The following is a 21,154-nucleotide window of genomic DNA, read 5'->3' as shown; positions in this document are numbered from 1 at the left end:
TCGGGGGCTTACTCGCAAATCAGCGTCGCCCGGCCGCCTTCAACGCCAAAATCCCCTTAAGCAGCAGTCCGCAGGCAACGCGCCTGGGGCTCCGGGCGACCGTAACCATCCGGAGAACCCAGTGCTTTTGTCTCTCAAGGGAAGTTTCCCGCCCGCCATCCTGGCGCTCGCAGACGGCACGGTCTTTCTCGGCAACTCGATCGGAGCCGCCGGCTCCACGACCGGTGAAGTGGTGTTCAACACCGCGATGACCGGTTACCAGGAAATCCTCACCGACCCCAGCTACTGCCAGCAGATCGTCACCCTGACGTATCCGCACATCGGCAACTACGGCGTCAACGGCGAGGACATCGAAGCCGACAAGATCCATGCCGCGGGCCTGATCATCAAGGACCTGCCCCTCGTCGCGTCCAACTTCCGCAAGACCGCCACGCTGACCGAGTACCTCGTGTCCGGCCACACGGTGGCCATTGCGAACATCGACACCCGCAAGCTCACGCGCCACCTGCGCACCCACGGCGCGCAGAACGGCTGCATCCTGGGCCTGGCTGCGGGCGAGACCGTGACGCAGGCGCTGATCGACAAGGCCATCGCCGCCGCCAAGGCCGCGCCGAGCATGGCCGGCCTCGACCTGGCCAAGGTGGTGTCGGTCACGCAGACCTACGAATGGACCGAAACCGAGTGGAAGCTCGGCGCGGGCTACGGCGTGCAGATCACGCCCAAGTTCCACGTCGTCGCCTTCGACTACGGCGTCAAGAAGAACATCCTGCGCATGATCGCGCAGCGCGGCGCACGCATCACCGTGGTGCCGGCGCAAACGCCCGCGGCCGACGTGCTCAAGCTCAAGCCCGATGGCATCTTCCTGGCCAACGGCCCCGGCGACCCGCAGCCCTGCGACTACGCCATCAGCGCCGTCAAGGAACTGATCGAGACCGGCATTCCCACCTTCGGCATCTGCCTGGGCCACCAGATCATGGCGCTCGCCTCGGGCGCCAAGACCTTCAAGATGAAGTTCGGCCACCACGGCGCGAACCATCCGGTGAAGGACCTGGACAACGGCCGCGTGAGCATCACCAGCCAGAACCACGGCTTTGCAGTCGACGAGAAGTCGCTGCCCGCCAACCTGCGTCCCACGCATATCAGCCTGTTCGACAACACGCTGCAGGGCCTGGCGCGCACCGACAAGCCCGCGTTCTGCTTCCAGGGCCACCCGGAAGCCTCGCCGGGCCCGCATGACATCGGCTATCTGTTCGATCGCTTCACGGCACTCATGGAAAAGCACAAGACGGAGAACAAGAATGCCTAAGCGCACCGACCTCAAATCGATCCTCATCATCGGCGCCGGCCCGATCATCATCGGCCAGGCCTGCGAGTTCGACTACTCCGGCGTGCAGGCCTGCAAGGCGCTGCGCGAAGAGGGCTACAAGGTCATCCTGATCAACAGCAACCCCGCGACGATCATGACCGACCCGGCCACGGCCGACGTCACCTACATCGAGCCCATCACCTGGCAGACGGTCGAAAAGATCATTGCCAAGGAACGCCCCGACGCGATCCTGCCGACCATGGGCGGCCAGACCGCGCTGAACTGCGCGCTCGACCTGTGGCGCAACGGCGTGCTCGACAAGTACACGGGCGCGGCCACCAACAAGCCGGTCGAGCTGATCGGCGCCACGCCCGAAGCCATCGACAAGGCCGAGGACCGCCTGAAGTTCAAGGACGCGATGACCAAGATCGGTCTCGGTTCGGCGCGCTCGGGCATTGCGCACACGATGGACGAGGCCTGGGCCGTGCAGAAGACGCTCGGCTTCCCGACCGTGATCCGCCCCAGCTTCACGCTCGGCGGCACCGGTGGCGGCATCGCCTACAACCCCGACGAATTCGAGACCATCTGCAAGCGCGGCATCGAAGCCTCGCCGACCAACGAGCTGCTGATCGAAGAGTCGCTGCTCGGCTGGAAAGAGTACGAGATGGAAGTCGTGCGCGACAAGGCCGACAACTGCATCATCGTCTGCTCGATCGAAAACCTTGACCCGATGGGCGTGCACACCGGTGACTCGATCACCGTGGCCCCGGCGCAGACGCTGTCCGACAAGGAATACCAGATCCTGCGCAACGCCTCGCTGGCTGTGCTGCGCGAGATCGGCGTCGACACCGGCGGCTCGAACGTGCAGTTCTCCATCAACCCGAAGGACGGCCGCATGGTCGTCATCGAGATGAACCCGCGCGTCTCGCGTTCGTCGGCACTGGCCTCCAAGGCCACGGGCTTCCCGATCGCCAAGGTCGCGGCCAAGCTGGCCGTGGGCTACACGCTCGACGAGCTGCGCAACGAGATCACCGGCGGTGCCACGCCCGCGTCGTTCGAACCGTCGATCGACTACGTGGTCACCAAGATCCCGCGTTTCGCGTTCGAAAAATTCCCGCAGGCCGACTCGCGTCTCACCACGCAGATGAAGTCGGTGGGCGAGGTGATGGCCATGGGCCGTACCTTCCAGGAATCGTTCCAGAAGGCCTTGCGCGGCCTCGAAGTGGGCGTCGACGGCCTGAACGAAAAGACACAAGATCGCGAAGTGCTCGAGAAGGAGCTGGGCGAGCCTGGTCCCGAGCGCATCTGGTACGTGGGCGATGCTTTCGCCATGGGCCTGAGCGTCGATGAAGTGTTCGCACTGACCAAGATCGACCCGTGGTTCCTGGTGCAGATCGAAGAGATCGTGAAGATCGAACTCGAACTGGAAACCAAGTCGCTCGACGACATCGACAAGGACACGCTGCTCGCGCTGAAGAAGAAGGGCTTCTCCGACCGCCGCCTCGCCAAGCAGCTCAAGACCACCGACACGGCCGTGCGCGAGAAGCGCCGCGCCCTGGGCGTGCGCCCGGTCTACAAGCGCGTGGACACCTGCGCGGCCGAGTTCGCCACCAACACGGCCTACATGTACTCGACCTACGAGGACGAGTGCGAGGCCGACCCGACGGACAAGAAGAAGATCATGGTGCTCGGCGGCGGTCCCAACCGCATCGGCCAGGGCATCGAGTTCGATTACTGCTGCGTGCACGCCGCGCTCGCCATGCGCGAAGACGGCTACGAGACCATCATGGTCAACTGCAACCCCGAGACCGTGTCGACCGACTACGACACGTCCGACCGCCTGTACTTCGAACCGCTGACGCTCGAAGACGTGCTCGAGATCGTCGACAAGGAAAAGCCGCTCGGCGTGATCGTGCAGTATGGCGGCCAGACGCCGTTGAAGCTCGCGCTCGACCTCGAAGCCAATGGCGTGCCGATCATCGGCACCTCGCCCGACATGATCGACGCGGCCGAAGACCGTGAGCGCTTCCAGAAGCTGCTGCACGAGCTGGGCCTGCGCCAGCCGCCGAACGCGACGGCGCGTACCGAACCCGAAGCGCTCGAAAAGGCTGCGGCCCTGGGCTATCCGCTGGTGGTTCGCCCGAGCTACGTGCTCGGCGGCCGTGCGATGGAAATCGTGCACGAGCAGCGCGACCTCGAGCGCTACATGCGCGAAGCGGTCAAGGTGAGCAACGACTCGCCGGTGCTGCTCGACCGCTTCCTGAACGACGCCGTCGAGTGCGACGTCGACTGCATCCGTGACGCCGAAGGCGGCACGCTGATCGGCGGCGTGATGGAACACATCGAACAGGCCGGCGTGCACTCGGGCGACTCCGCCTGCTCGCTGCCGCCTTACAGCCTGAACGCCGACACCATCGCCGAACTGAAGCGCCAGAGTGCCGCCATGGCGAAGGCGCTGAACGTGGTCGGCCTGATGAACGTGCAGTTCGCGATCCAGCAGAAGGATGGCAAGGACGTCATCTACGTGCTCGAGGTGAACCCGCGCGCCTCGCGCACCGTGCCTTACGTGAGCAAGGCCACGGGCATCCAGCTCGCCAAGGTGGCGGCACGCTGCATGGCAGGCCAGTCGCTGGCGTCGCAGGGCATCACGAAGGAAGTCACGCCGCCGTACTTCAGCGTGAAGGAAGCCGTGTTCCCGTTCGTCAAGTTCCCGGGCGTGGACACCATCCTCGGCCCCGAGATGAAGTCGACCGGCGAAGTGATGGGCGTGGGCAAGACCTTCGGCGAAGCCTTCGTGAAGTCGCAGCTGGGCGCCGGCACGCACCTGCCGAAGTCGGGCAAGGCCTTCATCTCGGTGAAGAACAACGACAAGGCACGCGCGGTCGAAGTGGCACGCGGCCTGGCCAAGCTGGGCTTCGAACTGGTCGCCACCAAGGGCACCGCCGCGGCCATCAGCGCCGCCGGCATCGCCTGCGAGACGGTCAACAAGGTGACCGAAGGCCGTCCGCACATCGTGGACATGATCAAGAACAACGAGATTGCCTTGGTCATCAACACGGTGGAAGAGCGCCGCAACGCGATCACCGACTCGCGCCAGATCCGCACCTCGGCGCTGCTGGCGCGCGTGACCACCTTCACCACGATTTTCGGCGCCGAAGCCGCGGTGGAAGGCATGGGCTTCATGGACGAGCTGGGCGTGATCTCGGTGCAGGAGATGCACGCGCAGCTGGCTGCGGCCTGATTGGGCGCCGCCATGGAAACGCAGCTGGTCGAACTGGACCTCGCGGACTGGAACGCGGCCACGCCCAACGAGGCGTGGATCGCGGAACTGGAAGCCGGCAAGGTGCTGTACTTTCCGCGGCTGGGCTTCGAGCTGCGGCCTGAAGAGCGCAGTCTGCTGACGCCCAGCCTGCTGTCGCCCGACGTGCGCAACATCAGCCTCGATGCCCACGGCAAGCTCAAGGGCGCCGTGGGTGACGAGGCGGTGCAGCGCGCCACGGCGGCGATGGTGAAGCGTTTTCGCACGCAGGCGCAGCAGCTCATCCATGGCCTGCTGCCGCACTACACGCCGGCCCTGCGCCTGGCGCCGACCAGCTACCGGCCGGCCCAGGTCGAGACGCGCGTGCAGTCGTGGCGCGCCGACGACCGGCGCCTGCACGTCGATGCGTTTCCGTCGCGGCCCAACTACGGCGAGCGCATCCTGCGCGTGTTCACCAACGTCAATCCCGACGGCGCACCGCGCGTGTGGCGCGTGGGCGAGCCTTTCGAGGACATCGCGAAGCGCTTCCTGCCGCGGGCCAAGCCCTATGCACGCTGGCAGGCCAAGCTGCTGCAGGCGCTGCACGTCACCAAATCGTTCCGCAGCGAGTACGACCACCTGATGCTGCAGCTGCACGACGGCATGAAGTCGGACATGGCGTACCAGGAAAACTCGCCCCAGGAAACGGCCAAGTTCCCGCCGGGTTCGGTGTGGGTGTGCTTCTCGGACCAGACCTCGCACGCCGTGATGGCGGGCCAGTACATGCTCGAGCAGACCCTTCATCTGGCCGCATCGAAGCAATACAATCCAGATTCGAGCCCGCTCGCCATCCTGAGCCGGCTGACCGGACGCAATCTCGTCTGATCTGTCCCCCCAATCGACCGCCGAACGGCATCGTTCGGCGGTTTCGCTTTATGGAGAACCAACTGCATGGCCACCATTCCCATCACCAAGCGCGGCGCTGAAAAACTGCGCGCTGAACTGCACCAGCTCAAGACGGTCGACCGTCCCTGGGTCATCAACGCCATTTCCGAGGCACGCGCCCAGGGCGACCTGAGCGAAAACGCCGAGTACGAAGTCGCCAAGGACCGCCAGGGCTTCATCGAAGGCCGCATCCAGGAAGTCGAGGGCAAGCTCTCGGCCGCCCAGATCATCGATCCGAGCGAGCTCGACGCCGGCGGCAAGGTGGTGTTCGGCTCGACCGTCGAACTCGAGGAAGAAGAGTCGGGCGAAGCCGTCAAGTACCAGATCGTGGGCGAGGACGAAGCCGACCTGAAGCTCGGCCTGATCAACATTTCCAGCCCGATCGCGCGCGCGCTGATCGGCAAGGAAGAGGGCGACACGGCCGAGGTGCAGGCGCCGGGCGGCCTCAAGCGCTACGAGATCGTGGCGGTCAGCTACCTCTGAATCGGATGAAAGACCGCGTCGCGCTGATGCTGGCGGCCCTGTGGTGGGGCAGCCTCACCACGATCGGCTTCCTGGTCGTGCCGATGCTGTTCGCGAAGCTCGGCAACCCGGCGGTGGCAGGCAATTTTGCCGCCCAGCTGTTCGAAGCGCAAAGCTGGATCGCCATCGGCTGCGGACTGATCCTGCTGATCCATTTCCGCCAGAAGGCCGACGATGGCATGACCCAACCGGTGTTGACGGCCATCTTCCTGGTGCTGGCGGCGTTGCTGCTGGCGCTGCTGCAGCAGTACGCCGTGGCGCCGCGCATCGTGGCGCGCGACAACCTCAAGCTGTGGCATGCCGTGGGCACGGGCATGTACTTCGTTCAGTGGGCCTGCGCCGGCACGTTGCTGTGGCGCATGGGCGGCGCCGCTCGGGCGCCACACTGAGCCGGGGCGGGCGACGCGTTCGCCGCCGCCCTCCGGCTTTACTCTTTCCAGTGCCTGGCGACCCAGCTCGCCGGCCGGATGTAGCGGAAGGCGCGGTTGCGCCGCCCCGCCAGCGCATCGGGCGGGTTGCACTCGCCGTGGAACACCATCACGCGGGCGCCTTCGGGCACGAAGGGCTCTTCCCAGTAGTTGGTCGGCCAGGTCGGGATGCCGTGGTACTTGAAGCTCGGGCACCAGGCCGCCGGCCAGTAGGCCAGCTTGCCCTGCTTGTGCAGCACGTCCGACAGGTAGGCCTGCTCGTTGCGGTATTCGGCCTGCACCTTGTCCATGTTGGCGCGAAAGTACGCCAGCACGTCGGCATGGGCGCCCAGCTCGAAGCGGTAGACCGATGAATTGCCCGTGATCCGCTCGCGCCGCCAGGGGCGGGCGTAGTCGTGAATGATCAGGAACTCGCCGGGCTGCTCGAAGAAGGCGTCCAGGCTGCCGACGATCACCACGTCGACGTCCAGGAAGAGGGCGGTGCCGCGCAGGCCGTGCAGGTCCTGCTCGAAGGTGGTGAGCTTCTTCCAGGCGCCGTCCCGCTGACCCGGGGCCAGCTGGAGGTTGAGCGGCGGAATGGGCAGGCACGTCACTTCGGGGCGGATGCCGTTGCCGTCGTCGGTCAGGCAGACGAACTTGAAGTCGCCGCTGAGGTGGCGGCGCACCATGGCGTAAAGCCGGTTGACGTACTCGGGGCCGTACTTGGTGCCCCACTTCATGCAGAGGATATGGCGCTGGGCGCCTTGCGCTGCCACCAAGTTCAGTCCGCCTGGTTGCGTTTCTTGGCCGACAGCGGACGCTTGGCCTTGGCGCGCTTGATGGTGCCGCCCGGGGTGAGGCGCTGGTTGCCGAGCACGCGCAGGGTCTTGATTTCAGGGCGCTGGCCGCCGCGCTTGCTGTACTTGACGATCTTCACGTCGCGCGGGCCGGGCATGCGGTCTTCGTCGATCACACGCTCTTTCTCGGGCTTCGGGCGCCACAGCACGAGCAGCTTGCCGATGTGCTGGATCGGGGCGGCATTGAGCTCGTCGGCGAGCTCCTGGAGCATGGCGTCGCGGGCGAGGCGGTCGTCGGAGAAGACGCGGACCTTGATCAGGCCATGGGCCTTCAGGGCCGCGTCGGCCTCCTTTTTCACGGCAGGGGTGAGCCCGTCTCCACCGACCATGACGATCGGATCCAGGTGGTGAGCTTCGGCGCGGTGCACCTTGCGCTCGGCAGGGGTAAGTTGAATGGCGGGCATCCCCGTATTATCGACGCGTACACGAACACCCTCATGAGCACCAAAGCCAAAAGCAAAAAAGTCAACAAGGCGTGGCTTCACGACCACATCAACGACCCCTACGTGAAGCTCGCGACCAGAGAGGGCTACCGTGCCCGCGCGGCTTACAAGCTCAAGGAAATCGACGAGTCGCTCGGGCTGGTCAAGCCCGGCCAGCTGGTGGTCGACCTCGGCTCGACCCCCGGCGCCTGGAGCCAGTACCTGCGGCGGCGCATGTCGCCGGGCGGGGCGGCGGTCGGCGACCTCAACGGCACCATCATTTCGCTCGACCTGCTGCCGATGGAGCCCATCGAGGGCGTGACCTTCCTGCAGGGCGACTTCCGCGAAGACGCACTGCTGGCGCAGCTTCTGGCCGTGCTGGCCGGCCGCAAGGCCGACCTGGTGGTGTCCGACATGGCACCCAACCTGTCGGGCATCCATTCGGCCGATGCGGCCCGCGTGGCGCACCTGATCGAACTGGCCATCGACTTCGCCCAGAACCACATGAAGCCCGAAGGGGCATTGGTGGCCAAGGTATTCCATGGCAGCGGGTATGACGAATTGGTCCAGATGTTCAAGGCCAATTTCCGCGTCGTGAAGCCGCTCAAACCGAAGGCGTCGCGCGATAAATCGGCCGAAACCTTCCTCATCGGCAGGGGACTGAAGGCGCTCGATACGCATTGATACCTTGCCGCAGCGTGCCCTCCAGGGGCGCAAACCCTTGTCAGCCTATGGCTGCTATAGGGAAATGTCCGCTTTTCGCAGCTTGAAAAGCCTAAAATGGGGCGCAATTGCGTACCCTCAGCGCGTATTTCATATTCCCGTCACGCGCTTTCGACTGGAGCTTCGTTTGAACAATCAGTGGTTTTCCAAAGTTGCCGTATGGCTCGTCATTGCCATGGTGTTGTTCACTGTGTTCAAGCAGTTCGACACCCGCGGTGGCGTCGGCTCGGGAACGGTGAGCTATTCCGAGTTTTTGGACCAGGTCCGCAACAACCAGATCAAGAGCGCCATCATTCCTGAAGGCGCCGGTGGCGGCGAAATCGTCGCGGTCACCAACGACGATCGCAAGATCCGCACGACCGCCACGGTCCTCGACCGCGGCCTCGTGGGCGACCTGATCGACCACGGCGTCAAGTTCGACGTCAAGCCGCGCGAAGAAGGCTCGCTCCTCATGACCTTGCTGGTCAGCTGGGGCCCGATGCTGCTGTTGATCGGCGTCTGGATCTACTTCATGCGCCAGATGCAGGGTGGCGGCAAGGGCGGGGCGTTCAGCTTCGGCAAGAGCAAGGCCCGCATGATGGACGAGAACAACAACACGGTCACCTTCGCCGACGTCGCAGGCTGCGACGAGGCCAAGGAAGAAGTCCGTGAAGTCGTCGACTTCCTGAAAGACCCGCAGCGCTTCCAGAAGCTCGGCGGCCGCATTCCGCGCGGCCTGCTGCTGGTCGGCCCTCCGGGCACCGGCAAGACGCTGCTGGCCAAGTCGATCGCCGGCGAAGCCAAGGTGCCGTTCTTCTCGATCTCGGGTTCCGATTTTGTTGAAATGTTCGTCGGCGTGGGCGCGGCCCGTGTGCGCGACATGTTCGAGAACGCCAAGAAAAACGCGCCCTGCATCATCTTCATCGACGAAATCGATGCAGTGGGTCGTCAGCGTGGCGCCGGCCTCGGCGGCGGCAACGACGAGCGCGAGCAAACCCTCAACCAGATGCTGGTCGAGATGGACGGCTTCGAAACCAACCTCGGCGTGATCGTCGTGGCTGCCACGAACCGCCCGGACATCCTTGATGCCGCGCTGCTGCGCCCCGGCCGTTTCGACCGTCAGGTGTACGTCACGCTGCCCGACATCCGCGGCCGCGAACAGATCCTCGGCGTGCACATGCGCAAGGTCCCGCTGGGTCAGGACGTGAACCCGAGCGTCATCGCCCGCGGCACGCCCGGCATGTCCGGCGCCGACCTGGCCAACCTGTGCAACGAAGCAGCCCTGATGGCCGCCCGCCGCAATGCGCGCGTGGTCGAAATGCAGGACTTCGAGAAGGCCAAGGACAAGATCTTCATGGGCCCCGAGCGCAAGAGCATGGTCATGCCCGAGGAAGAGCGCCGCAACACGGCCTACCACGAGTCTGGCCACGCCCTCATCGGCAAGCTGCTGCCCAAGTGCGACCCGGTCCACAAGGTCACGATCATTCCGCGTGGCCGCGCCCTCGGCGTGACCATGAGCCTGCCGGCACAAGACCGCTACAGCTACGACCGCGAGTACATGCTGAACCAGATCAGCATGCTGTTCGGTGGCCGCATCGCCGAAGAAGTGTTCATGCACCAGATGACCACCGGCGCCAGCAACGACTTCGAGCGTGCGACCTCCATCGCCCGCGACATGGTCACGCGCTACGGCATGACCGACGCGCTGGGCCCGATGGTCTACGCCGAGAACGAAGGCGAAGTGTTCCTGGGTCGTTCGGTCACAAAGACCACGAACATGAGCGAACAGACCATGGAAAAGGTCGACGGCGAAGTGCGCCGCATCATCGACGAGCAGTACGCCTTGGCGCGCCGCCTGATCGAAGAGAACAGCGACAAGATGCACGCGATGGCCAAGGCGCTGCTCGAATGGGAAACCATCGACAGCGAACAGCTCGACGACATCATGGCCGGCCGCGCACCGCGCCCGCCCAAGGACTGGACGCCGCGCATTCCGCCTTCGGGCAGCGGCGGCAGCGGTGGCACGCCGGCCGTCACGACCGACCCGGCGCCCACTGCGGCCTGAGGTGGGCTTGCAATCAAGCAATAACGGGGCCCCTGGCCCCGTTTTCCATGGTGAGCCAGATGGTGCGGTTTGGCAGACCTCGCGCTTCAGGATTGATCTCGCGCAGCCGCGCGTGATGGGCATCGTCAACGTCACGCCCGATTCCTTTTCCGACGGTGGCGCGCATGCGTCCACAAGCACTGCGCTGGCGCACTGCGAGCAGCTGCTGAAAGAGGGCGCCGACATCCTCGACATCGGCGGCGAATCGACCCGCCCCGGCAGCCCGGCCGTGCCGCTCGACGCCGAGCTGGCGCGCGTGCTGCCCGTGGTGCGCGAGGCGGTGAAGCTGAACGTGCCGCTGTCCATCGACACCTACAAGCCCGAGGTGATGCGCGCCGTGCTCGACCTGGGCGCGGACATCGTCAACGACATCTGGGCGCTGCGCCAGCCGGGCGCGCGCGAGGCCGTGGCGGCGCACCCGACCTGCGGCATTTGCCTGATGCACATGCACCGCGACCCGCAGACCATGCAGGCGCTGCCGATGCAGGGCGACGTGATTCCCGAGGTGCTGGCTTTCTGGGACGAACAACTGACGCCCTTGAAGGCGCTGGGCATCGATCCCGCGCGCATCACGCTCGATCCGGGCGTCGGCTTCGGCAAGAGCGTGGCGCAGAACTTCGCGCTCCTCGGTCGACAGCGGGAATTGTTGGCAACCGGTTACCCCTTGTTGCTAGGTTGGTCCCGCAAGTCCTCCATCGGGGCCGTCACCGGCATCGACAATGCATCCGGGCGTACCGTGCCCAGCGTGGCAGCCGCCGTGCTGGCCGTGGACCGGGGGGCTGCGGTCGTGCGGGTGCACGACGTTCGCGACACCGTCGCCGCCCTCGCCGTATGGCGTGCCATGCGCGCGGAAGCACCGCAAGAACACCTTCAAAGAGCAACAACATGACCCGTAAGTATTTCGGCACCGACGGCATCCGCGGCACGGTCGGCCAATCGCCCATCACCCCCGATTTCGTGCTGCGCCTCGCGCACGCCGTCGGCCGCGTCCTCAAGAAAACCCAGGCCCGTCCCACGGTGCTGATCGGCAAGGACACCCGCATCTCGGGCTACATGCTCGAGTCGGCGCTCGAGTCGGGCTTCAACTCCGCCGGCGTCGATGTGGTGCTGCTCGGTCCGCTGCCCACGCCGGGCGTGGCGTACCTCACGCGCGCCCAGCGCGCCAGCCTAGGCGTGGTGATCAGCGCCAGCCACAACGCCTTTCCCGACAACGGCATCAAGTTCTTCAGCGCGCAGGGCACCAAGCTCGACGACGCCTGGGAGCTGGCTGTCGAGGCCGCGCTCGAAGAAGAACCTGTCTGGGTGGATTCGGCCAACCTGGGCAAGGCCCGCCGCCTCAACGATGCGGACGGCCGCTACATCGAGTTCTGCAAGAGCACCTTCGCCAACGACCTGTCGCTGCGCGGCATGAAGCTGGTGGTCGATGCGGCCCACGGCGCGGCCTACCAGGTGGCGCCGAATGTGTTCCATGAACTGGGGGCGGACGTCACCAGCATCGGCTGCGCACCCGACGGCCTCAACATCAACAAGGGTTTCGGCGCCACGCACCCCGAGGCACTGGTCGCCACCGTGACGGCGCAGAAGGCCGACTACGGCATTGCCCTCGACGGCGACGCCGACCGACTGCAGCTGGTCGATGCCACCGGCCGCCTGTTCAACGGCGACGAGCTGCTGTACCTGATGGTGGCCGAGCGCATCGCACGCGGCGAGAAGCCGGCGGGCGTGGTCGGCACGCTGATGACCAACAAGGCCGTCGAGATGGCCCTGCGCGCGCAGGACATCGAGTTCGTGCGCGCCAAGGTCGGCGACCGCTACGTGCTCGAGGAGCTCGACAAGCGCGGCTGGCTGCTCGGCGGCGAAGGCTCCGGCCACCTGTTGGCGCTCGATCGCCATACCACCGGCGACGGCATCGTGAGTGCACTGCAGGTGCTGCAGGCCTGCGTGCGCAGCGGCAAGACGGTGGCGCAGCTGCTCGAAGGCGTCACGCTGTACCCGCAGACGCTCATCAACGTGCGCCTCGCGCCCGACCAGGACTGGAAGAGCAACGCAGCGCTCGCCAGCGAAACCAAGCGCATCGAAGCCGAGCTGGGCGACGCCGGCCGGGTGCTCATCCGTGCGAGTGGCACCGAGCCGCTGGTGCGCGTGATGGTCGAGGCGCGCGATCCGAAGCAGTCGCAGTCCTGCGCCGAGCGCCTCGCGGCCACGCTCAAGCCCGCCGCATGACGACGACGGGCCGCATCGACACCCGCCTGGCCGACTACCGCGATCCGCTGCAGGCGGCGGCCGTGGTCGAGCTGCTCGACAGCTACGCACGCGACCCCGCCGGCGGCGGCACACCGCTGCCGGCATCCGTGCGCGAAGGCCTGCCCGCTGCGCTCGCCGCGCGTCCGCAGGCGTTCAGCGTGCTGGCCTTCGACGGCGACACGCCCGTGGGCCTGATCAACTGCATCGAAGGTTTTTCGACCTTCGCCTGCCAGCCGCTGGTCAATGTGCACGACGTGGTCGTGCGCGCCAGCCACCGCGGTCAGCGCGTGGCGCAACAGATGTTTGCGCAGGTCGAGCAGGAAGCCCGCCGACGCGGCGCCTGCAAGCTCACGCTCGAGGTGCTCTCGGGCAATGCGCCCGCGCTGCGCAGCTACGAGCGCGAGGGTTTCGTCAGCTACCAGCTCGATCCGGAATTCGGCCACGCCGTGTTCCTGCAGAAGAAGCTCTGACCGAACCAGGCCAATGAAAATGCCGCCGACGCGCAAGGCGTGGGCGGCATGGCCAGATGAGAAAGAGAAGGGCGCGGCGATCGCGCCCTTTCTTTTTCCCGGATCAGAAGCGCGTGACAGGCGCGTCGGCGGTGGCACCCGACTTGTCGGCGGCGTACTTGCCCAGCTCCCACTTGGCGATCGCGTTGCGGTGCACTTCGTCCGGACCGTCGGCAAAGCGCAGCGTGCGTGCGCCGGCGTAGGCCGCGGCCAGCGGGAAGTCGTCGCACATGCCGCCGCCGCCGTGGACCTGCATGGCCCAGTCGATGACCTGGCAGGCCATGGTGGGTGCCACGACCTTGATCATGGCGATCTCGGTGCGCGCGACCTTGTTGCCGGCCACGTCCATCAGCCAGGCGGCCTTCAGCGTGAGCAGGCGGGCCATGTCGATCTTGCAGCGTGCTTCGGCGATGCGTTCCTGCGTGACGGTCTGCGAGGCGACGGTCTTGCCGAAGGCCACGCGCGACGAGGCGCGCTTGCACATCAGCTCGAGCGCGCGCTCGGCCAGGCCGATCAGGCGCATGCAGTGGTGAATGCGTCCGGGGCCAAGGCGACCTTGGGCGATCTCGAAGCCGCGGCCTTCGCCCAGCAGGATGTTGCCGACGGGCACGCGCACGTTCTCGAAGTACATCTCGACGTGGCCGTGCGGCGCGTCGTCGTAGCCCATCACGTTCAGCGGGCGCACGATGCGGATGCCCTTGGCATCGGCCGGCACGATGACCATGCTCTGCTGCGAGTGCTTGGGCGCTTCGGGGTCGGTCTTGCCCATGGTGACGAACACGGCGCAGCGCGGGTCGGCGGCACCGGAGATCCACCACTTGTGGCCGTTGATGACGTACTCGTCGCCCTGGCGCTCGATGCGGGTGGCGATGTTGGTGGCGTCGCTGGAGGCGACGTCGGGTTCGGTCATCGCGAAGGCCGAGCGGATCTGGCCTTCGAGCAGCGGCTTGAGCCAGCGCGCCTTGATCTCTTCCGAGCCGTAGCGTGCGATGGTTTCCATGTTGCCGGTGTCGGGCGCCGAGCAGTTGAAGGCTTCCGACGCCCATGGCACCCGGCCCATGATCTCGGCCAGCGGGGCGTATTCCTGGTTGGTCAGGCCCGCGCCCTCATAGCCCGAGGCCGAGGCGCTGTCGACCGGCAGGAACAGGTTCCACAGGCCCTGGGCCTTGGCCTTGTCCTTGAGCTTCTCGACGGTCTTCAGGGCGCTCCAGCGCTTGCCGGCGACCGTGTTGGCGGCCAGTTCGGCGCTGTACTCGGCTTCGGCCGGGTAGATGTGGTCTTCCATGAAGGCGAGAACGCGCTTCTGAAGCTCCTTGGTTTTGGCCGAATATTCGAAATCCATGCTGTCTCCTGGTGGGGTTAAGGGGGAGGGCTGGCTATGCCTTTTGGGCAAATTGCCAGGCCATCTCGGCCATCGGCCGCGCGCCGCGGGCGGACGCCACGGCTTGCTCGCTCGATGCGGTACCGGCTTCGACCCGTTTCGCAATGCCCTGCAGGATGGCAGCCATGCGGAACAGGTTGTAGGCCTGGTAGAAATTCCAGTCGGGCGCCAGCGCCTCGGGCGTGCTGATGCGCGTGCGCTCGCAATAGCGGGCGATGTATTCGCTCTCGGTGGGAATGCCCAGCGCCGCCACGTCCACGCCGCCGATGCCGCGGCCGGTGGTGGGGGGCATGTGCCACGACATGCAGTGGTAGCTGAAGTCGGCCAGCGGGTGGCCCAGCGTGGAGAGTTCCCAGTCGAGCACCGCGATGATCCGCGGCTCGGTCGCGTGGAACATCACGTTGTCCAGGCGGTAGTCGCCATGCACGATCGAGACCTTGGTCTCGTCGCGCGCGCTTGCCGGCATGTGGGCGGGCAGCCAGTCGATCAGGCGCTCCATGGCTTCGATGGGCTGCGACAGTTCGCCGGCACCGTCGGCCGAGGCTTTGTACTGCTTGCTCCAGCGGCCGATCTGGCGCTCGAAGTAGTTGCCGGGCTTGCCGTAGTCGCCCAGGCCGCGGGCGGCGAAGTCGACCGTGTGCAGCGCCGCGATGACGCGGTTCATCTCGTCGTAGTAGGCCGCGCGTTCGGCGTTGCTGAAGCCGGGCAGCGACTGGTCCCACAGCACGCGGCCCTGCATGAACTCCATGATGTAGAAGGCGCGCCCGATGATGGCCTCGTCTTCGCACAGGCAGTACATGCGTGGCACGGGCACATCGGTGCCCTGCAGGCCGCGCATGACCTTGTATTCGCGCTCGACCGCATGGGCCGAAGGCAGCAGCTTGGCGACCGGGCCGGGCTTGGCGCGCATCACGTAGCTCTGTGTGGGCGTGACGAGCTTGTAGGTCGGGTTCGACTGGCCGCCCTTGAACATCTCGACCGTCAACGGACCCTGGAAGCCCTCGAGGTTCTTTTCGAGCCAGGCCGCGAGCGCGTCGACGTCGAAGGTGTGCTGTTGGGACACCGCACGGGTGCCGATGAAACTGGAGAAGTCCTGGCTCATGTCGATTCTTTTAGTTGTCTGCTACGGAGATTTGCATCAGCGCCGAGCGGTCCAGCACGACCAGTCCGGCCGGCTCGATGCGGATGGTGCCCTCGCGCTCCATCGTCTTGAGTTCCTGGTTGACCCGCTGGCGCGAGGCGCCGAGCAGCTGCGCGAGTTCCTCCTGCGCCAGTTGCAGGCCGATGCGCGTCTGGCTGCCGTCGTCCAGGCTGGGCACGCCGTAGCTGCGCACCAGATGAATGAGTTGCTTGGCCAGGCGTGCGCGCAAGGGCAGGGTGTTGAGGTCTTCCACCAGCCCGAACAGCGTGCGGATGCGGCGCGCCTGCAACCGCATCAGCGCTTCGTACAGCTCGACGTGCGTGGCCAGGATCTTCTGGAAATCGGCCCGCGCCACGCACAGCACGGTGGTGTCGCCGTGCGAGTACGTGTCGTGCGTGCGACGTTCCCCGTCGAACATCGCCACGTCGCCGAACCAGATGCCCGGCTCGACGTAGGTCAGCGTCACCTGCTTGCCCGACACCGCGGTCGAGCTCACGCGCAACGCCCCCTTGGCACAGGCGATCCAGTGCTCGGGCGGGTCGCCGCGCGCGGCGAGCAGGTCGCCGTCCTTGTAGCGTTTGACAAAGGCGCATCGGAGGATGTCGTGCCGTAGTGATGGAGATAGGGAAGAAAACCAGCGACCACTGTTGATCGCTTCACGTTCTTCGATGGTAAGAATGGGGTCGTCCATGGTCTGTCCTCTCGGCGACTGAAAAGCTGTGGGGTGTCTCAAGAGCGACGCCGTCAGGCGTCACTCGTAACGAGGCGGTGTCTTGTCGAGGAACGCGGCGATGCCGATGCCCGCGTTCGCGTGGTGCAGGTTGCGCACGAAATGATCGCGCTCCTGCGATAGCTGCGACGCCAGCGTGGCGCCGCGCGCGTCGCTCAGCAGCTCCTTGATGCTGGCCAGCGAATTGGGTGCGCGCGCGTTCAGGCGCGTGGCCAGGGCCATCGCGCCGGCCAGCGCCTGTCCGCTGTCGGTGAGTTCGTTGACGAGACCGAAGGCATGCAGGCGTGCGGCCTCGATGCGCTCGCCGTTCATCAGCCATTCGCTCGCCAGCTGGCGCGGCAGCGCCTGCCCGAGGTGCCAGCTGAGGCCACCGTCGGGCGACAGCGCCACGTTGCTGTACGAGGCCGCGAACACGGCGTCGCGCGCGGCCACGACGAAATCGCAGGCCAGCGCGAGCGAGAAGCCGGCGCCGGCCGCCGCACCCTCGACGGCCGCGATGACCGGCTTGGGGAAGGTGCGGATCGAGTCGATCCAGTTGTGCAGCCCCTCGATGCTCTCGGCCTGCACCGAGCGGTCGAGCTGTCGGTTGGCCAGCAGCCGCTGCAGCGAGCCGCCGGCGCAGAACCAGGCGCCTTCGCCCACGATGACGACGCTGCGGATCTCGTCGCTGCTCTCGGCGCCGTTCAGCGCCTCGATGCCGGCGGCATAGATCTCGGGGCCCAGCGCGTTGCGCTGGGTCGGGTTGACGATGGTCAGCACCATGGTGCTGCCTTCGCTGGTGCTCTTGAGTTCGGCGGTCATGGTGTGCGTGCTTATTCTTCTTCGTGCAGCAGGCTCAGGCCCAGCGCGCCGCGGCGGCGCAGCCACGGACTCGGGCGATAGCGCGGATCGCCATACACGGTCTGCAGGTTGAACAGCACCTCGAGCATGTTGGTCGGCCCATAAAGGTTGCCCATGGCGAGCGGGCCGCGCGGGTAGCCCAGGCCCAGCTGCACGGCGGTCTCGAGGTCGGCCGGCGTGCACACGCGCTGCTGGCACATGTCGGCGGCGATGTTGACGATGGCGCCGATCACGCGCTGCGTGACGAAGCCGCCGCTGTCGCGGATCACGCTCACGGCCTTGCCGTCGCGCGCGAAGAGGGCGTGCGCGGCGTCGCGCACGTCGCGGCGCGTGGCCGGGTTGGTGGCCAGCACGCGGCGCTTGGTGGCGGCGTCGTCGATGAGCATGTCGATGCCGACGGTGCGCGTGGCGTCCAGCCGCTCGACGGCCGCGACCGTCGTCACGTCGAAGCCCAGCGGCGCGACCAGGATGATCGACTGCGGTGCGGGAGCGCTGCCGCTGTCGATCTGCGCACCCAGCGTGTTCACCAGGCGCAGCAGCTCGGCGCGGCGCGCGGCGCGCGGCGACACCCAGACCGCGGGCGTGCCTTCAATCACCGGCGCTGGCGGTTCGGGCGTCTGCTGCATCACGCCGTTGTCGTAGCGGTAGAAGCCTTCGCCGGTCTTGCGGCCGAGCGCGCCGGCGGCCAGGCGCTGCGCGGTGATCACGCTCGGGCGGAAGCGCGGCTCTTCGAAGTACTGGTGGTAGATCGACTCCATCACCGGGTGCGACACGTCGAGCGCCGTCAGGTCGAGCAACTCGAACGGGCCGAGGCGAAAGCCCGCCTGGTCCTTCAGGATGCGGTCGATGGTGGCGAAGTCGGCCACGCCTTCGCCGACGATGCGCAGCGCCTCGGTGCCGTAGCCGCGGCCCGCGTGGTTGACGATGAAGCCGGGCGTGTCCTGCGCCTGCACGGCGCTGTGGCCCATCTGCGCGGCGTAGCCGGCCAGCTGCTGGCAGACCTCGGGCGAGGTCTTGAATCCCGCCACCACCTCGACCACCTTCATCAGCGGCACCGGGTTGAAGAAGTGAAAGCCCGCAAAGCGCTCGGGGTGCTGCAGGCCGGCCGCGATGGCCGTGACCGACAGCGACGAGGTGTTGGTGACCAGCGTGGCGGTGGGCGCGACCACGTCCTCGAGCTCGCGGAACAGCGTGCGCTTGACCTCGAGGTTCTCGACCACGGCCTCGACCACGAGGTCGCAGCCTGAGAGCGCCTGCATGCCGTCGACCGCCTTCACGCGCGCCACGTAGGCGTCGCGCGTGGGGGCGTCGATCTTGCCCTTCTCGTGCAGCTTGTTCCATTGGGCGGCGAGGGCTTCGCGGCCGCGCTCGGCGGCGCCTGCGAAGCTGTCGAGCAGCAGCACTTCGCTGCCGGCCTGGGCGGCGATCTGCGCGATGCCGCGCCCCATGGCGCCGGCGCCGATCACGCCGATTCGGGGGTAGTTCACTGTCATGGGATCAAGGTTCTCATGGGTTGGTGGGTGTCCGGGGCGACCGCGCCGGCGCGGGTGCGCGACGCGGACGAAAGCTCCGATTTTGCAATCTCGCGGGAGGCCCGCGCCCCGGGTGTTACGCGGGGCATCGGAATCAGGCCGGGCGGCGGCTGCGATCGATGGCGATGCTCAGGCCCATCGCCAACAGCATCAGTGCAAAACCGACCCGGCTCATCCACTCGGTGGCGTCGTTCGCCAGCAGCCAGCCGCCCAGCGCCGCACCCAGGGCCTGGCCGATGTAGATGCCCGAACTGTTGAGCGCCACCGAGCCCGGCGCCAGGGCGGGCGCCAGCCCCACGAGGCGCGCCTGCTGCGAGGAATTGGTGGCAAAGCAGCCCAGGCCCCAGGGCACGAGCACCACCGCGAGCCACGCCAGCGTGCTGGCCAGCGGCCACAGCAGCAGGCTCAGCGCGATCAGCCCGGTCGTCAACAGCACCATGCGCCCGGCGCCGACGCGGTCGATGTAGCGGCTGACCACCATGTTGCCCAGCAGGCCGAAAGCACCGAACAGCGCCCACATCAGGCTCAGCGTGTTGGCGTCGGCGCCGAAGCCCTGCTTGAGCAGCGGGCCGAAATAGCTGAACAGCACGAACTGGCCCACGCCCTGCAGCGCCGTGACCGACACGATACCCATCAGCACCGGGCTGCGCAGCACGCGCGACCAGGCGGCGGCGGTGAGCGCGGCGGGCCGGATGCCGTTGGGCAGCGTGAACCACACCGAGGCGGCGCTCACGACGCTGAGCGCCGCGATGGCCATGAAGGCCATGCGCCAGCCCAGGTGGCCGCCGATCAGCGCGCCGATCGGCAGGCCCAGCACCGAGGCCACCGACCAGCCGAGAAAGACGAAGGTCACGGCGCGCCCGCGCTGCTCGGGCGGCACCAGCATGCCGGCACAGGCCGCAGCCTGGGGCGTGAAGATGGCGGGCGCGATCACCGTCAGCATGCGCACCGGCAGCAGTGCGCCGAAGCTGGGCATGAGCGCCGCGACCACGTGCCACGCGGCGTACCAGAGCAGGGTGAGGGCGAGCAGCTTGCGGCGGTCCCAGCCGGCGACCGCGGCGGCCAGCAGCGGGGCGCCCAGGCACATCACGAAGGCGGCTGCAGTGATCAGCTGGCCCGCCGTGGCGACCTGGATCGCCAGCGAGACGCTGATTTCATTGAGGGTGCCGGGCACGACCATCACGCCCGTGCCGATCACGAAATTGCCGGCCAGCAGCGCCCAGAGCGCGCCGCGCTGCGGCGCGGGCCGGCTCATGAACTCACCGGCGAACCTGCAGCGCGCCGGGATTCACGATGTTCGTGGGGTTGCCGTTGATGTAGCTCACGACGTTGTCGAACGCCTGGCCGAAGTAGCTTTCGTAGCTTTCCTGCTCGACGTAGCCGATGTGCGGCGTGCAGATGCAGTTTTCGAGGCGCAGCAGCGCATGGCCCTGCAGCGGCGGCTCGCTCTCGAACACGTCGATGGCCGCCAGCCCGGGGCGCCCGCGATTGAGCGCGGCCAGCAGGGCATCGGCCTCCACCAGCTCGGCGCGCGACGTGTTGACGAACAGCGCCGTCGGCTTCATGCGGGAGAGGTCTTCGAGCTTGACGAGGCCCTGGGTGTCCTCGTTGAGCCGCAGATGCACCGACAGCACGTCGGCCGCGGCAAAGAATTCGTGGCGGCTCTGCGCCACCTGGAAGCCGTCGGAGCGCGCCTTGGCGCAGCTGGCCTCGCGGCCCCAGATCACGACCTGCATGCCGAAGGCCTGCCCGTAGCGGGCCACCAGCTGGCCGATGCGGCCGTAGCCCCAGATGCACAGCGTCTTGCCCTTGAGCACCGAGCCCACGCCGAAATTCGGCGGCATCGACGCCGACTTGAGGCCCGACTGCTGCCAGGCCCCGTGCTTGAGGTTGCTGATGTACTGCGGCAGGCGGCGCATGGCCGCCATGATCAGCGCCCAGGTGAGTTCGGCGGGGGCCTGCGGCGAGCCCGAGCCTTCGGCCACCGCCACACCGCGTTCGGTACAGGCCGTGACGTCGATGTGGCCGCCGACGCGGCCGGTTTGGGAAATCAGCTTGAGCTTGGGCAGTTTCTCGATCAGTTGGCGGGATATCTGGCTGCGCTCGCGGATGAGCACGATGACGTCCGCATCCTTGAGGCGAACCGACAGTTGGCCGATGCCCTTGACCGTGTTGGTGTAGACCTTGGCGGCATAGGCGTCCAGTTTGGCGGCGCACTGCAGCTTGCGCACGGCGTCCTGGTAATCGTCGAGGATCACAATGTTCATGGCATGC

Annotated in this window: 19 protein-coding genes; 10 read left to right on the top strand and 9 right to left on the bottom strand. The window is 66.8% G+C overall.

Going from position 1 to position 21,154, the window contains the following annotated elements; genetic code table 11:
- Window positions 1–121 precede the first annotated feature (121 nt).
- From carA to AC07Q9_RS10435, 5 genes are all read left to right on the top strand, one after another.
- On the top strand, window positions 122–1,306 hold the full coding sequence (gene carA / locus AC07Q9_RS10455; protein ID WP_492678839.1) for a glutamine-hydrolyzing carbamoyl-phosphate synthase small subunit: 1,185 nt from the start codon (window positions 122–124) through the stop codon (window positions 1,304–1,306).
- Window positions 1,299–4,547 carry a carbamoyl-phosphate synthase large subunit gene (carB, locus tag AC07Q9_RS10450; protein ID WP_319360933.1) on the top strand — a complete coding sequence of 1,083 codons (3,249 nt, stop codon included), beginning with the start codon at window positions 1,299–1,301 and terminating at the stop codon, window positions 4,545–4,547. The genes carA and carB overlap by 8 nt, the downstream gene beginning before the upstream one ends.
- 12 nt (window positions 4,548–4,559) lie before the next feature.
- Window positions 4,560–5,429, top strand: coding sequence for a Kdo hydroxylase KdoO (gene kdoO, locus AC07Q9_RS10445; protein ID WP_495309231.1), 870 nt, complete (start codon window positions 4,560–4,562; stop codon window positions 5,427–5,429).
- A gap of 66 nt (window positions 5,430–5,495) precedes the next feature.
- The gene (gene greA / locus AC07Q9_RS10440) at window positions 5,496–5,972 is read left to right on the top strand and encodes a transcription elongation factor GreA (protein ID WP_489056894.1); all 477 of its coding nucleotides are present in this window, start codon (window positions 5,496–5,498) and stop codon (window positions 5,970–5,972) included.
- Window positions 5,973–5,977: 5 nt separating this feature from the next.
- The gene (locus AC07Q9_RS10435) at window positions 5,978–6,400 is read left to right on the top strand and encodes a DUF4149 domain-containing protein (RefSeq protein ID WP_495309229.1); all 423 of its coding nucleotides are present in this window, start codon (window positions 5,978–5,980) and stop codon (window positions 6,398–6,400) included.
- A gap of 38 nt (window positions 6,401–6,438) precedes the next feature.
- Here the strand turns inward: AC07Q9_RS10435 and AC07Q9_RS10430 are convergent, their stop codons facing one another.
- A complete protein-coding gene (locus tag AC07Q9_RS10430; protein ID WP_099796819.1) occupies window positions 6,439–7,197 on the bottom strand; it encodes a glycosyltransferase in 759 nt (252 codons plus the stop codon).
- 2 nt (window positions 7,198–7,199) lie between these two features.
- On the bottom strand, window positions 7,200–7,679 hold the full coding sequence (locus AC07Q9_RS10425; RefSeq protein ID WP_056581270.1) for a YhbY family RNA-binding protein: 480 nt from the start codon (window positions 7,677–7,679) through the stop codon (window positions 7,200–7,202).
- Between the two features lie 33 nt (window positions 7,680–7,712).
- On the opposite strand from AC07Q9_RS10425, the gene AC07Q9_RS10420 reads away from it, so the two are divergent.
- From AC07Q9_RS10420 to AC07Q9_RS10400, 5 genes are all read left to right on the top strand, one after another.
- Window positions 7,713–8,381 (top strand): RlmE family RNA methyltransferase, encoded by a 669-nt coding sequence (locus tag AC07Q9_RS10420; RefSeq protein WP_495299864.1) that lies wholly within the window; start codon window positions 7,713–7,715, stop codon window positions 8,379–8,381.
- 166 nt (window positions 8,382–8,547) lie between these two features.
- Window positions 8,548–10,464, top strand: coding sequence for an ATP-dependent zinc metalloprotease FtsH (gene ftsH / locus AC07Q9_RS10415; protein WP_489056891.1), 1,917 nt, complete (start codon window positions 8,548–8,550; stop codon window positions 10,462–10,464).
- Window positions 10,465–10,579: 115 nt separating this feature from the next.
- Window positions 10,580–11,392, top strand: a complete 813-nt coding sequence (folP, locus tag AC07Q9_RS10410; RefSeq protein ID WP_495309228.1) for a dihydropteroate synthase — start codon at window positions 10,580–10,582, stop codon at window positions 11,390–11,392.
- Window positions 11,389–12,726 (top strand): phosphoglucosamine mutase, encoded by a 1,338-nt coding sequence (gene glmM / locus AC07Q9_RS10405; RefSeq protein WP_495309227.1) that lies wholly within the window; start codon window positions 11,389–11,391, stop codon window positions 12,724–12,726. The genes folP and glmM overlap by 4 nt, the downstream gene beginning before the upstream one ends.
- On the top strand, window positions 12,723–13,217 hold the full coding sequence (locus AC07Q9_RS10400) for a GNAT family N-acetyltransferase (protein ID WP_495309226.1): 495 nt from the start codon (window positions 12,723–12,725) through the stop codon (window positions 13,215–13,217). Before glmM ends, AC07Q9_RS10400 begins: the two co-directional genes overlap by 4 nt.
- 103 nt (window positions 13,218–13,320) lie before the next feature.
- Here AC07Q9_RS10400 and AC07Q9_RS10395 read toward each other — a convergent pair whose 3' ends face one another.
- From AC07Q9_RS10395 to AC07Q9_RS10365, 7 genes are all read right to left on the bottom strand, one after another.
- Window positions 13,321–14,598, bottom strand: a complete 1,278-nt coding sequence (locus tag AC07Q9_RS10395; protein WP_492678849.1) for an acyl-CoA dehydrogenase family protein — start codon at window positions 14,596–14,598, stop codon at window positions 13,321–13,323.
- Window positions 14,599–14,632: 34 nt separating this feature from the next.
- Window positions 14,633–15,739 carry a phosphotransferase gene (locus AC07Q9_RS10390; RefSeq protein ID WP_495299866.1) on the bottom strand — a complete coding sequence of 369 codons (1,107 nt, stop codon included), beginning with the start codon at window positions 15,737–15,739 and terminating at the stop codon, window positions 14,633–14,635.
- Between the two features lie 10 nt (window positions 15,740–15,749).
- Window positions 15,750–16,469, bottom strand: a complete 720-nt coding sequence (locus tag AC07Q9_RS10385; RefSeq protein ID WP_056581250.1) for a Crp/Fnr family transcriptional regulator — start codon at window positions 16,467–16,469, stop codon at window positions 15,750–15,752.
- 60 nt (window positions 16,470–16,529) lie between these two features.
- A complete protein-coding gene (locus AC07Q9_RS10380; RefSeq protein WP_070060542.1) occupies window positions 16,530–17,309 on the bottom strand; it encodes an oxepin-CoA hydrolase, alternative type in 780 nt (259 codons plus the stop codon).
- Between the two features lie 11 nt (window positions 17,310–17,320).
- The gene (locus AC07Q9_RS10375) at window positions 17,321–18,841 is read right to left on the bottom strand and encodes a 3-hydroxyacyl-CoA dehydrogenase (protein WP_495309225.1); all 1,521 of its coding nucleotides are present in this window, start codon (window positions 18,839–18,841) and stop codon (window positions 17,321–17,323) included.
- Window positions 18,842–18,974: 133 nt separating this feature from the next.
- A complete protein-coding gene (locus tag AC07Q9_RS10370) occupies window positions 18,975–20,135 on the bottom strand; it encodes an MFS transporter (RefSeq protein WP_495299868.1) in 1,161 nt (386 codons plus the stop codon).
- A 4-nt stretch (window positions 20,136–20,139) separates the two neighbouring features.
- Entirely contained in the window at window positions 20,140–21,147 is a 1,008-nt protein-coding gene (locus AC07Q9_RS10365) for a D-2-hydroxyacid dehydrogenase family protein (protein ID WP_489056884.1), read from the bottom strand.
- Window positions 21,148–21,154: the final 7 nt, after the last annotated feature.

Source organism: Variovorax sp. GW821-FHT09A10 (assembly GCF_059418385.1).
This window is presented reverse-complemented; position numbering and strand designations above follow the sequence as displayed.